12 protein-coding genes and 1 pseudogene are annotated in these 14,344 nt (G+C 39.3%); 11 read left to right on the top strand and 2 right to left on the bottom strand.

Annotation, left to right across the window (positions count from 1 at the left end):
- Positions 1-127: 127 nt before the first annotated feature.
- Positions 128-2,578, top strand: a complete 2,451-nt coding sequence (locus DXB15_RS11345; protein ID WP_118703028.1) for a homocysteine S-methyltransferase family protein — start codon at positions 128-130, stop codon at positions 2,576-2,578.
- Between the two features lie 127 nt (positions 2,579-2,705).
- Here the strand turns inward: DXB15_RS11345 and DXB15_RS11340 are convergent, their stop codons facing one another.
- A complete protein-coding gene (locus DXB15_RS11340) occupies positions 2,706-3,071 on the bottom strand; it encodes a nuclear transport factor 2 family protein (protein ID WP_118703027.1) in 366 nt (121 codons plus the stop codon).
- 337 nt (positions 3,072-3,408) lie between these two features.
- Here DXB15_RS11340 and DXB15_RS11335 point away from each other — a divergent pair, with 337 nt between their 5' ends.
- Together DXB15_RS11335 and DXB15_RS11330 are read left to right on the top strand one after the other, a co-directional pair.
- Entirely contained in the window at positions 3,409-3,972 is a 564-nt protein-coding gene (locus DXB15_RS11335; protein WP_118703026.1) for a DUF6553 family protein, read from the top strand.
- Positions 3,973-4,088: 116 nt separating this feature from the next.
- Positions 4,089-4,388: a YerC/YecD family TrpR-related protein gene (locus DXB15_RS11330; protein ID WP_118703025.1), complete on the top strand. Its 300-nt coding sequence runs from the start codon at positions 4,089-4,091 to the stop codon at positions 4,386-4,388.
- 45 nt (positions 4,389-4,433) lie between these two features.
- Here the strand turns inward: DXB15_RS11330 and DXB15_RS11325 are convergent, their stop codons facing one another.
- Positions 4,434-5,060, bottom strand: coding sequence for a DUF1836 domain-containing protein (locus DXB15_RS11325; protein ID WP_118703024.1), 627 nt, complete (start codon positions 5,058-5,060; stop codon positions 4,434-4,436).
- Between the two features lie 276 nt (positions 5,061-5,336).
- Here DXB15_RS11325 and pcrA point away from each other — a divergent pair, with 276 nt between their 5' ends.
- From pcrA to DXB15_RS17735, 8 genes and pseudogenes are all read left to right on the top strand, one after another.
- The gene (gene pcrA, locus DXB15_RS11320) at positions 5,337-7,619 is read left to right on the top strand and encodes a DNA helicase PcrA (RefSeq protein WP_118703023.1); all 2,283 of its coding nucleotides are present in this window, start codon (positions 5,337-5,339) and stop codon (positions 7,617-7,619) included.
- 121 nt (positions 7,620-7,740) lie between these two features.
- The gene (locus DXB15_RS16965) at positions 7,741-7,992 is read left to right on the top strand and encodes a hypothetical protein (RefSeq protein ID WP_158582257.1); all 252 of its coding nucleotides are present in this window, start codon (positions 7,741-7,743) and stop codon (positions 7,990-7,992) included.
- Between the two features lie 245 nt (positions 7,993-8,237).
- Positions 8,238-9,956, top strand: a complete 1,719-nt coding sequence (gene rlmD, locus DXB15_RS11315) for a 23S rRNA (uracil(1939)-C(5))-methyltransferase RlmD (RefSeq protein ID WP_118703022.1) — start codon at positions 8,238-8,240, stop codon at positions 9,954-9,956.
- Positions 9,957-10,134: 178 nt separating this feature from the next.
- Positions 10,135-11,568 (top strand): adenylate/guanylate cyclase domain-containing protein, encoded by a 1,434-nt coding sequence (locus DXB15_RS11310; protein WP_117787096.1) that lies wholly within the window; start codon positions 10,135-10,137, stop codon positions 11,566-11,568.
- A 1-nt stretch (position 11,569) separates the two neighbouring features.
- Positions 11,570-12,127 (top strand): Pycsar system effector family protein, encoded by a 558-nt coding sequence (locus tag DXB15_RS11305; RefSeq protein ID WP_118703021.1) that lies wholly within the window; start codon positions 11,570-11,572, stop codon positions 12,125-12,127.
- Between the two features lie 66 nt (positions 12,128-12,193).
- Entirely contained in the window at positions 12,194-12,877 is a 684-nt protein-coding gene (locus tag DXB15_RS11300; RefSeq protein ID WP_243115643.1) for an adenylate/guanylate cyclase domain-containing protein, read from the top strand.
- A gap of 174 nt (positions 12,878-13,051) precedes the next feature.
- Positions 13,052-14,083, top strand: a complete 1,032-nt coding sequence (locus tag DXB15_RS11295) for a PDDEXK nuclease domain-containing protein (protein ID WP_118703019.1) — start codon at positions 13,052-13,054, stop codon at positions 14,081-14,083.
- A 134-nt stretch (positions 14,084-14,217) separates the two neighbouring features.
- A pseudogene (locus tag DXB15_RS17735) lies at positions 14,218-14,344 on the top strand (RNA methyltransferase); the annotation flags it as partial.

Genomic DNA, 14,344 nt, shown 5'->3' with positions numbered 1-14,344 from the left:
ATATGCACTTCCTTTGGATATAGAGAGAACACATTTATATAGAGAGAAAGCAATGTACGGAGAATATTTTTCATAAAACAAATTATGGGACAATATCAGAAAAATCCTGTTAGTTAGGAGAAAAAACATGACAAGAGAAGAACTTTATAAATTGATAGAGAATGGTCCTGTATACCTGGACGGAGCAACCGGAAGTAACCTGATGAAAGCGGGAATGCCGGTTGGTGTCTGCCCGGAGGAATGGATCACAGAGCATCCGAATGTCATTCTGAATCTTCAGAAACGTTATATCGAAGCCGGAACGCAGATTTTGTATGCGCCGACTTTTTCCGGAAACAGAATCAAACTGACGGAGTATGGACTGGAAGACCGTATGGTAGAGATCAATACCACACTGGTTCGTCTGTGCCGGGAAGCAGCCGGTGACAAAGGTCTGATCTGTGGAAATATTACTATGACAGGTCAGAGCCTTGCTCCGATGGGAACCATGAAACTGGAAACACTGATCGACATTTACAAGGAGCAGGTAAAAATCCTGTGTGAAGCAGGTGTGGATTTGTTTGTCGTTGAAACTATGATGAGTCTGGCAGAGACGAGAGCTGCCATTTTGGCAATCCGTGAGACCTGTGACCTGCCGATCATGGCATCCATGAGTTTTAATGAAGATGGAAGAACACTGTACGGAACTGATCCGGAGACAGCCATCGTTGTATTACAGAGTATCGGCGCGGATGTGGTCGGAGTCAACTGTTCTACCGGTCCGCAGGAGATGGCAGAGATCATCCGCAAAATGAAAGTATATGCAAACGTTCCGCTTCTGGCAAAACCGAATGCAGGTCTGCCGGAGATCATGGATGGAGATACGGTATACAATATGGGACCGGAGGAATTTGCATCCTTTGGACCGCTGCTTGTGGAAGCAGGTGCCTCAGTTCTTGGTGGATGTTGTGGTACCACACCGGAGCATATTGCACTTTTGGTAGAAAAAACAAAGGATCTGACTCCGCCAGAAATCATGAAAGAGCGCAAACGTGTGGTAGCTTCTGAACGAAAAATTCAGGAAATTGATATTGATGGTCCGTTCCTTGTGATCGGAGAGCGTATCAACCCAACGGGTAAAAAGAAACTGCAGGCATCTTTGAGAGAAGGCAGCATGGATATCGTCAATGAGATGGCAGAGCAGCAGGAAGAAATGGGTGCGCACATTCTGGATATCAATATGGGTATGAACGGTATTGATGAAAAAGAAATGATGCTGAAAGCTATTGAAGAAGTGACACTGACAACCAGTCTGCCGCTTTGTATCGATTCCAGTCACGTAGATATCATTGAGGCAGCGCTGCGTCATTATCCGGGACGAGCTCTGATCAATTCTATTTCACTGGAAAAAGAAAAATTTGACAAACTGCTTCCGATTGCGAAAAAATACGGAGCAATGTTTATCCTGCTTCCGTTATCTGACGAAGGACTTCCGAAAGATATGAATGAGAAGAAGGAAATTATTCATAAGATCATGGATCGTGCATTAGAACTTGGCATGTACAAAGAAGACATTGTCGTAGATGGTCTGGTTGCCACAGTAGGCGCAAATAAACGTGCGGCCATTGAGACGATCGAGACGATCCGCTACTGTAAAGAAGAACTTGGTCTGGCAACAAGTGCCGGATTATCCAATATTTCCTTTGGTCTGCCAAACCGTGGTTACGTCAATGGTGCTTTTGTTACCATGGCGATCCAGAGTGGACTGACCATGGCGATCGCCAACCCGTCCAGTGACATTACGATGAGTATGGCAGCAGCCAGCGACCTTCTTTTAAATAAAGACGGTGCGGATCTGAATTACATCAACCGCATGGCTGCGATCGCAGAGCGAAAAGCAAATGAACCTGTTATGGTTCCGGCTCCGGGACAGGCGCCACAGAACAGAGGTTCAGCCAGGCAAAGCAAAGACGGAACCCCAGTATTCAAAGCAGTAATGAAAGGCAACCAGAAGCATATTCTGGATGATGTAAAGGCAGCTCTGGCAGAGGGCAAAGAGCCGGGCACGATCATCAATGATGAATTGATTCCGGCGATCAATGAAGTTGGTGCTTTGTTTGAAAAAAAGATCTACTTCCTGCCGCAGCTGATCTCCAGTGCGGAGACGATGAAGACTGCCATTGAGTATCTGGAGCCGTTGCTTTCCGGTGGAGATGATGAAGGCCCGAAGGTGACCATCGTGATCGCTACCGTAGAGGGCGATATTCATGATATCGGAAAAAATCTGGTGACACTGATGCTGAAAAACTATGGCTTCCGTGTTATTGATCTGGGAAAAGATGTTCCGAAGGAGGATATCGTAGATACAGCCATTAAGGAAGATGCTGATATTATTGCGTTGTCTGCTCTGATGACAACCACTATGATGCGTATGAAAGACGTGGTGGAGCTTGTCAAAGAAAAAGAGATGGATACGAAGGTTATTATCGGTGGTGCTGTAATTACGCAGAGTTTTGCGGATGAGATCGGTGCTGATGGATATTCCAAGGATGCGGCCGATGCGGTAAAACTTGTACAACGTCTCATGGGGATGGCTTAAAAAATTTACAACGTTAGGTTTATATAGGAACTCCAGCAATTTTGTCTTAGTCGCTAACAATCGCTCCTCAAGAAAAAATTGCTGGAGTTCTTAATTTACTCTGTGAAGTTTGTAAATTTTAAGCCACCTAAAAAAGTCCATTGTTGTGGGTTGGCACGATATCCTGCACGTTATGTTCTACCACATCCCAATGCTCAGCCAGTTTCCCATCCTCAATACGATAAATATCACACACTTTATTGATCGCTCCGTTTTCCAGTGTGCATTTAAAGAATACATATACCATATCCTCATCTTCACCAATATGAATAATATCCATATGTGGTTTTAACGTAAAGAAAAAGTCTGTAAATTTAACGAATCCATCTCTGCCATCCGGTGCAGTCGGATTGTGCTGGATATAGTTCTCTTTCATGTAGGAATCCAGATTGGAAAGGTCGTAATTGTTAAATACTTCATCGTAAAATTTCAATACAAGTTCTTTGTTTGTCATGGTGTTTGTCTCCTTATGTTTTTTGCTGACTGTAATAAATATGCACGAGATGTTTTCGTCAATCGAAACGAAAATGCGCCAGTGTTTTTCAGCAGGCATTGGTCAGTAATTTTCTGATAAAAATATCATATCGAATATTCTCAAAAAAGAAAATATCTGTTTGTTGAAAATACCAGCTTTTTTCCGGGAAGTTTTTCAACAAATGAAGAATAAAAAATAAATAAAAAGATGCAAATGTGTAGCATTTTTGCTTATTATTTGCTACACTAAAGTGGGAAAATGATGTAGAGTATCTCATTAGGATAGAAAAAGAAATATGCAATAAGGGGGAAATGAAATGTACGAAGCATATTACAAAGAAATGAATCCGGAAAAGAGAATGAAAATTTTAAATGAGCTGAAAGAAAGTGCGGACGAAAAGGAATGGGAGCTGCGCAAACGTTTATTTGATATCCGTTATACAAAAACGAAAAAGGGTGATTATGCGGATGAATTCCTGCGTGGATGGCTGGAGTTGCGCGTGGTGTCACAGAATCTGGATCATTTATTTTCGGAACGGAAGAATGTGAAACTGTCAAAGAATATTTTGCATCGAATGTGTCTGGATCAGACAGATGTCTATTCGGAGGAAGTGCTGTATCAGGAAATGTGTAACCTGACCGGACGCTATATTTCTTCCTGCCTGAAAGACACGAATTACAGTTCTTTCCTGTGGGGACTTGGAAAGATCAGTGACAAAAAAGTAAGAATGAAGATTGAAAGTGATCTGAAAACAGTAGGGGAGACGATTCCTGAATATTTGAATATGCAGGACGAATTTCGTATTTTGTCCCTTGCTATTACTAATATGAAAAAAGAGCTGCTGGAGCAGGAAGAAACAGAAGAATTAGAAGAAGAATAAATTGACCTCTTTACTTCATAACTTTAATATGTTAAAATTTTACACAGAGAAAAGAAAAAAGTGAAGTAGAATTGAAATGCGAAAATAAACGTGTAAAATAATGAAGGAGTAAAAGTATGAGTAAAAAAATCAGAACTGAGGCAGTAGACCATCTGTTTGAAGCAATTTTATGCCTGAAAGATAAAGAAGAATGTTATACATTTTTTGAAGATGTGTGCACCATCAATGAGATTTTATCTTTGTCTCAGCGATTTGAAGTAGCGCATATGCTGCGTCAGCAGAAGACTTATCTGGATATTGCGGAGAAAACGGGGGCTTCCACCGCAACCATCAGTCGTGTCAACCGTTCTCTGAACTATGGAAACGACGGATACGATATGGTATTTGCCAGAATGCAGCAGTCGGAAGAAAAGTAGGCGTCTTATTAATCTAATCATAAAAATAAAGGGAAACGCGAATATTCAGCGTTTCCTTTTATTTTTCGGCAATTCCGGTTTTTTCATGGAATCCACAATTTTTTCAATTAATAATTTTTTCGTATAAACATCAAAATTTAACAGGCAGATAAAGGTGAATTTCTGCAGAAAATCGGCATCTTCTTCATCCAGATCTTCCAGATCGGAAAATGCAGTCTCACTGATCATATATTCTTCCCGGATCATTTCCTTGAGCCGCTCTACCTGATGTCCTTCCAGTTTGAAAATACCGTCATAGATGTCCGTCAGGGAAGGTGAGGATTTTTCACCAAAATAACGGTCGGTCAGCGGATTTAAAATATTCTGAATATCACTGATGCTTAACACACTTTTAAAATAGTAGATAAAGACCAGTGTTAAAATATGTTCTTTGGAGTATTTTTTCTTTTCCGGTGGCGGGAGAAGCCGGTTCTTGACGTAATTGTTGATCATGGTCTTGGTCAGAATCGGATCATCTTCATTTCGCTTGGTAGGATGCAGTTCTTTTTCCATAAAAGTAATGACCTGATCCATGTACAGATTGATGTCCGGCAGCGATTCCAGTTCAATGTGATCAATGCGGGACAGACTTTCCATAATGCTGTTCAGCAGGTCTTTTGTATCAATTGTCATGTATTGCACCTCCATTCAGTAACGATAACACATTGCGGAAGTGAAGTGCAAGTACTATTTGACCAAATTAAAGAAGTCTCCGGTGGAGTTCCTTATATCGGGAGGAGATATAAGTCCTTTCTGATAAGCTGTATTGCGTGGCAGCTATTTCCTTATGAGCAAGCAGTGAAAGCGGATCGCGAATATCCGTTTGATTTCAATGAAGGAGGCTTGCTTCTATCTGGGTTTCATGCTATCATAGCAAGTACTAGAAAATATGTTCGTTTCGGAGGAACTATGGGCAGATACGATTTATTAAATACACAGCAGCAGGAGGCGGTTTTTCAGACGGAAGGTCCGGTGTTGGTACTGGCAGGAGCCGGTTCGGGAAAAACAAGAGTACTGACACACAGAACCGCTTATCTGATCGAAGAAAAAGGGGTAAATCCATATCACATTATGGCAATTACCTTTACCAATAAGGCGGCAGCAGAGATGCGGGAGCGTATCGATGATCTGGTCGGATTTGGCTCAGAGAGCATCTGGGTATCGACGTTCCACTCAAGCTGCGTCAGAATTTTACGTAGATATATTGATCGGTTGGGATATGATAATCGGTTTACGATTTATGACACCGATGATCAGAAGACAATCATGAAAGAGGTGTGCAAGCGACTTCAAATCGACACGAAGCAGACAAAGGAGCGTGCACTTTTAAATGTGATCTCTTCTGCAAAAAATGAACTGATCTCACCGGAAGAGTTTACACTTAGGGCAGCAGGCGATTATGCAAAACAGAAGCAGGCGCAGGTTTATCGGGAATATCAGCAGACGCTGAAGAAAAATAATGCACTGGATTTTGATGATCTGATCATGAAATGTGTGGAATTGTTCAAGGCAGATCCGGAAGTGCTGGATTCCTACCAGGAACGTCTGCGTTATATCATGGTGGATGAGTATCAGGATACGAATACGGCACAATTTGAACTGGTGCGATTATTGGCATCCAAGTACCGTAATCTCTGTGTCGTCGGTGATGATGATCAGTCTATTTATAAGTTCCGTGGGGCGAATATCCACAACATTTTGAATTTTGAGCAGTATTTTCCAGATGCGAAAGTGATCAAACTGGAGGAAAACTACCGTTCAACACAGAACATTCTGGATGCGGCGAATGCGGTAATTCAGAATAATGTAGGAAGAAAGTCAAAGGCACTCTGGACGCAGAAAGATGCAGGAGACAAGATCGAATGCCGTGATTTTGATACTGCATTTGATGAGGCAGAATATATTGCACATAGTATTAATTCTTTTGTGAGAAAAGGTACATTTTCCTATGGAGACAGTGCGGTGTTATATAGAACTAACGCGCAGTCCCGACTGTTAGAGGAGCGTTTTGTTCGGGAAAATATTCCGTACAAGATCGTAGGCGGCGTAAACTTTTATGCCAGAAAAGAGATCAAGGATCTGCTTAGTTATTTAAAAACAATTGATAATGCGCAGGATGATCTGGCAGTAAAACGAATCATTAATGTGCCAAAACGTGGAATCGGAGCCACGACCATTGCAAAAGTGCAGGATTATGCGGATGAAAATATGATGAGTTTTTACGCTGCATTGAAAATGGCAGATGAAATTCCGACATTAAGCAAGGCGACAGCGACAAAGATCCGACCGTTTGTAACATTTATTCAGACGCTGCGAAGCAAATTGCCGTATATCAGTCTGGAGCAGTTGATGGATGAGATTATTGAAGATACCGGATATGTGGCAGAGCTGGATGCGGAAGGCACCGATGAAGCCAGAGCCCGAATTGAAAATATTGATGAGTTGATCAGCAAGATAGTGGCTTATGAAGAATCTGAGGAACAGCCGATGCTGAGCGGATTTCTGGAGGAAGTGGCGCTGATCGCAGATATTGATAATTTGGAGGAAAACAGCGACTATGTTGTGCTGATGACATTACACAGCGCGAAAGGCCTGGAATTCCCGAATGTGTATCTGGCAGGCATGGAGGATGGTCTGTTTCCAAGCTATATGACGATCACTTCTGATGATCCGACGGAGGTAGAGGAAGAACGGCGTCTGTGCTATGTGGGAATTACCAGAGCCAGAGAGCATCTGACACTGACCAGTGCCCGCATGCGCATGACCAGAGGGGAAACACAGTATCATAAGGTGTCCCGTTTTGTAAAAGAGATTCCGCGGAGCCTCATAAGCGGTCAGGTGCGGGAAGACCGCCCACGCAAAGAGGAGCCGATCAAGGATCTTGGAAGCGTAAAACAGAATTTTGCCAGAAAACCGTATGGAAGCAGTGCTGGTGCAGCAAAGCCAGCGGGCGGAACACCTTATTACCGCACATTCAGCATCAACCAGAATAAGGCGAAGCAGTTTGGCGGCGGTGCAAACCTTGGAACACTTTCCTATGCAGAGGGTGACAGAGTCCGTCATATGAAATTTGGAGAAGGCGTGGTAAAGCAGATCGTATCCGGTGGCAGAGACTATGAAGTGACAGTAGATTTTGAAAATGTTGGAACAAAGAAAATGTTCGCATCGTTTGCAAAATTACAGAAGATATGATAGAATACATCGTAACAACAGACAGTAGAGTATAAGAAAGAAAATGTCCGATTGAAAACGTATTTTCTGACAGATACTGCCGCAGGGAAGCATTATTAATGTATTAAAAGGAGTGAATGACATGAACAATGATTTAATCAGTATTACAAAATTGAATGAGTTATTTTCCAAGAAGATCGATGAGGAAAGAAAGACAAAGTTACTCTGGATTCTGGCTATCGTTGGAGCAGTTGCAGCCGTTGTCGTAGCAGCACATTACATTTACAAGTTCTTTGCTCCTGATTATATGGATGATTTTGAAGATGAATTCGAAGACGAGTTCGAAGATGATTTCTTCGATGACGAGGATGATGAATACGAAGAGGAAGACTAAGTCGTAGGATTTGAGTTTGAATGATATTGATTCGTATTGGAACGCCCACTCACATATGCGAGTGGGCGTTTTTTAAACGAAACAGATGGATTGGCAAAAAGGTTGAATTATGTTTGAATGAATGTGAAAGTTTAACTGAAAATCTATTTAGTGAGAAGTTACAGTGAGATGAAAATATAGCATTATCGAGATGAGATGACGCTGAAATTAGTACGTGAAAATAAAGAAGTTGTGAGGGAAAAGATTTGAAAAAAGGACAGATGTGCGAAGGCATTGTGGAAAAAGTAAAATTTCCGAATAAAGGAATTGTAAAAGTAGAAGACAGTGAAGTAACCGTAAAAAATACCATTCCGGGACAGAAGGTTTTTTTTGTGATCAACAAAAAACGGAAAGGAAAAGCAGAAGGACGTCTGTTAGAGATTCTGGAAAAATCAGAATTAGAGCAGGCGGAGCCAAACTGCCCACATTACGGTGTCTGTGGCGGATGTAATTATCAGACCTTACCGTATGAGGAACAGCTAAAACTGAAATCCGGACAGGTATTGGAATTAATGAAAGCAGTTGTCCCGAATGCGGAAGACATTTTTGAGGGAATTCGAAAAAGTCCGCGCCAGTTTGGTTATCGAAACAAAATGGAGTACACCTTTGGTGATGAGGTAAAGGATGGACCGTTGGCATTAGGTATGCACAAGCGGGGCAGTTTTTATGATATCGTAACCGTAGATGAATGTCGGATCGTGGATGATGATTACCGCAAGATTCTTGGAACTACAGTGGAATATTTTAGAGAAAAAAATATCCCATTTTATCATCGTATGCGTCATGAGGGGTATCTGCGTCATCTTCTGGTGAGAAAAGCAGTAAAGACAGAGGAGATTTTAATCGATCTGATCACTACCACACAGGAAATTGGTGCAGGAGAAAGCAGTGTGGATGAAACTGCACTTTTAGATGGCTGGAAAGAACAGCTTCTGGCACTGGAGTTGGACGGAAGTATTGCAGGCATTTTGCATACGCAGAATGACAGTGTGGCAGATGCGGTAAAAAATGAAGGAACCGAGATTCTGCATGGTCAGGATTATTTTTATGAAGAATTGCTTGGGTTAAAGTTCCGGATCTCTCCGTTTTCTTTCTTCCAGACAAACTCTTTGGGAGCAGAAGTGCTGTATCAGACTGCAAGAGAATATATCGGAGACAGTCTGAATGAAAAGGCAGATAAGATCGTTTATGATCTGTACAGTGGAACCGGAACGATCGCACAGATTCTGGCTCCGGCAGCAAAGCATGTGATCGGTGTGGAAATCGTGGAAGAAGCTGTGGAGGCTGCGAAAGAAAATGCGCAGTTAAATCAGCTGGATAACTGTGATTTCATCGCCGGTGATGTTTTGAAAGTGTTGGATTCTATTGAGGAAAAACCGGATTTTATTGTGTTAGATCCACCGCGTGAAGGAATTCATCCAAAAGCACTGGAAAAGATCATTCGATATGGCGTGGATCGCATGATCTATATTTCCTGTAAACCGACTAGTCTGCAGCGGGATCTGGAGATTTTGCAGGCACAGGGATATGTGGTGGAGCGGATCTGCTGTGTGGATATGTTTCCGGGAACCGTGCATGTGGAGACGGTAGTACTGCTTTCCCACAAAAAGCCAGACGGACATATCAACGTAAAAGTTGAGTTTGGTGAGGGTGAGGGAAAAGTTCCGCTTGATAATATCGCTAAAAGAGCGGAAAGCTACAAGCCCAAAGAGCGAGTGACCTACAAAATGATAAAGGAGTACATAGAAGCTAAATACGGTTTCAAAGTACATACCGCATATATCGCAGAGGTAAAGAGAGATTTAGGCCTGCCAATGTACGATGCTCCTAATGCGGTAGAAGAATTGAAACAGCCGAGGAAGCATCCGACGGCGGAGAAAGTGGAAGCGATAAAGGATGCGTTGAAGCATTTTGAAATAATCTAAATATAAATATCTGATACCATTTTATAGCCGTTTGTTCAGGTTTTGAGTAGGCGGCTATTTGGCTATCTGGATTTTTAGAACTATCGAAAAAGAAGAAAAGATTGTATAATATATGTGGAGCAAGTGAAAATGTGTAAAAAAGCTATCTTTATATTATAGAGGAGAATGTAGAGTAAATATGGGATTTTCAAAAAATGATTTTGAAAAAGTAGATTTGCGGATTAAAAAAATAACAGAACAGACTGTTGAGCAAATAGAAATAGATTCAGAATTACCTCCAACAATAGAGCAATTGGAAGATAATAATAGAACCTACTCTATCATGGCAGCCATACTATTTATTGATATTCGTAAGTCAACATACTTAACGGAAAATAGCCAAGCAAAAAGTATGGTTAAAATATATCGCTCATTTATGAGAATGGCAGTTGATTGTGTTAGAAAAAATGGAGGAGTTACAAGACAATTTCTGGGTGACAGAATTATGGGTGTATTTATTGACTCTGCTGATGAAAACGGGAATATCGTGGACAGTGCAGCAGATAAAGCAATTAATGCGGCAAGAAGTTTACAGACTGTGATTGATTATAGCTTGAATAAATATTTGAAAACTAATGTTAATGGGAAAGTTATTGAATGTGGTATTGGAATTGATTATGGAAAGGTTCTTGTAACTCAGGTTGGTATGTATGGTCTGGAAAGTGATGAAAATAGAGAGAACGAAGTAGATTGTGTATGGGTTGGTAATACAACAAATTATGCAAGCAAATATTCAGACATAGCATCTGGCGGAGAAATATTTATTTCAGATAATGTTTTCAAGCAAATGTCAGATGAGTATAGGGAAGTTTTTGTAAAATCAGCAAAATATAAAGGAACAAAGTTATTCCAAGGCTATGTGACAAAGGATTACTATTTGGAGTTCTCAGAGGATTTAGGAAAACCAATCAAAATAGATGAAGATACAACAGTAGAGTCGGATACATTTGCAGGATTGGCAGATGGCATTAGAGAAATCGAGAGATTGCAAGACAAACTTATACAAAGAGAAAAGCAGCTTGCTGTCTTAGAGGATAAACTGAAAAAAGAAAATCAGGATTACAGAGATAAATATAATAATGAAAATACAGCAAAATTAAGGGCTTTTGATGAAAGAGATTTTGCGGAAAAAGAATTGCAAGAAATACGAAAAGATTATTATATAGATATTAAGAATATTCTTTCAAAAGTACATTACCATGAATATGAGTACATGGATAAAATGGGTAAAAAAGATTTGATTTCAATGATAGAAAAGGAATATGAATTGGGGGCACTAATAGGAAAAAACTCAACAGAAGTGTCATTAGAATTAAGTTGTTATTTGATAGGAATTTATGATTACTTTCAAGAATATTCCAAAGCATTCGATGTGATGCTTGTCATGGCGGAATTGTCAGACTATTGGGTAGACCTAGAAAGTGCAACATTAAATTGGGCAAATAAAGAAAATGTCTTGTATAAACTTTATAATGAAATAGAAAGAGCACTGGTTAATTACAGGGTAAAGTATGAAAGAAGAAAAGATTTTGAAGGCTATTTACAAACAATAAAGGAAATAAGGGGGTATTGACATGGAAAACGATAATAATCAAACGCAAGAAAATAGAGCGTTTAAAAAAGAAGATGCTTATGAAACACTGGGTATCATAAATACATGGATAGGAAATATGGATACCAAGGTTTCATTTGCATTAGCATTAGCAGGAGTTTTAATAGGTGTTATATTTGAAAAGGGCATGCCCAGTGCATTTGAAAGAATAACAGAGGTATCAAAACTGGCAGAACTATCTGGCGGAGAAATTATAGCAGCCATTCTGGTTGCACTGCTATATTTATCAAGCTTTATTTCTATTTTGTGTTTTATGTTATCTATTATTGCAAGAGTGAAAAATCTTAATAATGCATCATCTATTTTTTTCTTTGGCTCTATTGGAAATATGACATTGGAGAATTATAAGAGTGCCGTAAAAGATATGGATGAAAAAGAAATGATAGATGATTTAGAAGAACAGATACATACAAATTCGAAAATATGTAGTCTAAAAGAAAAATGGTATAACAAGGGAATAAAATTTTTATTAGCAACAGTTATTCTGTGGTTTGTGTGTATGATATTTCAGTTGATATAGGGGGGAACAAATGGAATCAAAAAATCCACAACATATGTATATAAGATTGAAGATAGCGCAGAGAGAATGGATGATATTTTAGATGCTAATGACAATGATTATGAGGACAATAAGAGTAATATTCCGACACGGGATAAATTAACATATAAAAATGATTATTATGTTGATGTGACGGCATTGTTTATTGATATTGTAGATTCATCCAAACTAACAGATGGACATAAAAGACCTACGTTAGCAAAAATGTATAGATGTTTTTTATCCGAATGTGTTGCGATAATGAATTCTTATGAGATTTGTAAGGAAATTAATATTAATGGAGATTGTGTTTGGGGAGTATTTGAGACACCTAACATAGATGATGTTGATGCAGTAATAGATGTTGCAGCAAAACTTTGTAGTATGATTAATGTATTAAATTACAAGTTGAGTAAAAAGAAATATGAAAAAATAGATGTGGGGATTGGAATTGATGATGGAGTTGCTTTAATGGTTAAAGCAGGATATTCTGGAAGTGGTTTGAATGATGTTATTTGGATGGGAGATGTAGTGAATTCAGCCTGCCATTTAGCAAATAAGGCAGGCAGAGATTTTAGAGAACCAATATTGATTACAAGCAAAGTCTACAATAATGTTTTAGAAGCTACGCAGAAATTGCTCACTAAATGTACAGTAGATGGAACAACTTACTATGAGGGGAATATTATTTGGGATCCGATAGAAAACTGGTATAAAGAAAATTGTAGATAAAATCTTTGTAATATTTAATTTGATACATTTTAAATAGTTTTGCAGTAGATAAAGGCTATTCTTGGCTTGTTAGATTAAGAAACATATGAGGAATCGGTTTTGCAGAATACAGTTCTTGCTAAGATAAAAAGAATGGTAATAATAATCAATAAATGAAAGGCAGGTTTTGATAAGATGAATGCATCTTTTTATAACGAAATCAAAGAAATTTTAATTTCGGCGAGAAACAAAGTCTACCAAACTGCCAATTTTGCAATGGTTGAAGCTTACTGGAATATAGGAAAATCAATCATTGAAGAACAGGGTGGTAATGAAAAGGCGGAGTATGGGACGGGTTTATTGAAAGAATTATCAAAGCAAATGACTCAAGATTTTGGGAAAGGATTTACCGTTGCAAACTTGAAAAATATGCGGCAGTTTTATTTAACGTTTCCAAATGGCTACGCACTGCGTAGCGAATTGAGTTGGACGCATTATCGGCTTTTGATGCGAGTGGAGAATGAAAATGCACGAGAATTTTATATGCAGGAAGCTGTAAAATCTCAATGGAGTACCAGACAACTTGAGCGTCAGATAAATTCTTTCTTCTATGAAAGGTTATTATCCAGTAAAAATAAAGAGCAAGTTGCAGCGGAAATTCAGACACTGGAGCCGGCGAAAAAACCAGAAGATGTTATCCGTGACCCATATGTGTTGGAATTTCTCGGGTTGGCACCTAATGATGATTTTTATGAAAGTGATTTGGAACAAGCGTTAATTACACATTTGCAAAAATTCCTTTTGGAACTTGGCAGAGGCTTTTCATTTGTTGCAAGACAGAAAAGAATAACGTTCGATGGACGTCATTTTAGAATTGATCTTGTATTTTATAATTACATCTTAAAATGTTTCGTTTTGATTGATTTAAAGGTTGGGGACTTAACACATCAGGATTTAGGGCAGATGCAGATGTATGTTCATTATTATGAACGAGAGCTTATGAATGAGGGAGATAATCCACCGATTGGTATTGTGTTATGTGCGGACAAAAGTGAATCTGTGGTCAAATATACGTTGCCAGAAAATGAAACACAAATTTTTGCTTCGAAATATAAATTATATTTGCCAAGTGAAGAAGAATTATTGAGGGAGTTAAATCAGGAATATCAAGCTTTGGAAGCTGGTATGATAGGGGAAGAGAATATTGACGGTGAGAAAGAAGAGTAGATTTTACATCAAGGTGATGCAAAATTAATGGTATTTATATTTTGTGGGAAACGGGTTGAATGAGCGGTATTAGTACTGTATAGATATTGCCAATATTTTCGTGATTATGTGGGGATATGATTTGAATTTGTACTCACGTCGAGACGGTAGTACTGCTTTCCCACAAAAAGCCAGACGGACATATCAACGTAAAAGTTGAGTTTGGTGATGGTGAGGGAAAAGTTCCGCTTGATAATATCGCAAAAAGAGCCGAAACATACA

The organism is Roseburia sp. OM02-15, from assembly GCF_003481835.1.
In the GTDB taxonomy this organism is placed as follows: Bacteria; Bacillota; Clostridia; order Lachnospirales; family Lachnospiraceae; genus Eubacterium_I; species Eubacterium_I ramulus_A.
This window is presented reverse-complemented; position numbering and strand designations above follow the sequence as displayed.

Coding starts and splice junctions, on each gene's coding strand:
- DXB15_RS11345 (WP_118703028.1), top strand. CDS start 128: ATGACAAGAGAAGAACTTTATAAATTGATAGAGAATGGTCCTGTATAC.
- DXB15_RS11340 (WP_118703027.1), bottom strand. CDS start 3,071: ATGACAAACAAAGAACTTGTATTGAAATTTTACGATGAAGTATTTAAC.
- DXB15_RS11335 (WP_118703026.1), top strand. CDS start 3,409: ATGTACGAAGCATATTACAAAGAAATGAATCCGGAAAAGAGAATGAAA.
- DXB15_RS11330 (WP_118703025.1), top strand. CDS start 4,089: ATGAGTAAAAAAATCAGAACTGAGGCAGTAGACCATCTGTTTGAAGCA.
- DXB15_RS11325 (WP_118703024.1), bottom strand. CDS start 5,060: ATGACAATTGATACAAAAGACCTGCTGAACAGCATTATGGAAAGTCTG.
- pcrA (WP_118703023.1), top strand. CDS start 5,337: ATGGGCAGATACGATTTATTAAATACACAGCAGCAGGAGGCGGTTTTT.
- DXB15_RS16965 (WP_158582257.1), top strand. CDS start 7,741: ATGAACAATGATTTAATCAGTATTACAAAATTGAATGAGTTATTTTCC.
- DXB15_RS11310 (WP_117787096.1), top strand. CDS start 10,135: ATGGGATTTTCAAAAAATGATTTTGAAAAAGTAGATTTGCGGATTAAA.
- DXB15_RS11305 (WP_118703021.1), top strand. CDS start 11,570: ATGGAAAACGATAATAATCAAACGCAAGAAAATAGAGCGTTTAAAAAA.
- DXB15_RS11300 (WP_243115643.1), top strand. CDS start 12,194: ATGGATGATATTTTAGATGCTAATGACAATGATTATGAGGACAATAAG.
- DXB15_RS11295 (WP_118703019.1), top strand. CDS start 13,052: ATGAATGCATCTTTTTATAACGAAATCAAAGAAATTTTAATTTCGGCG.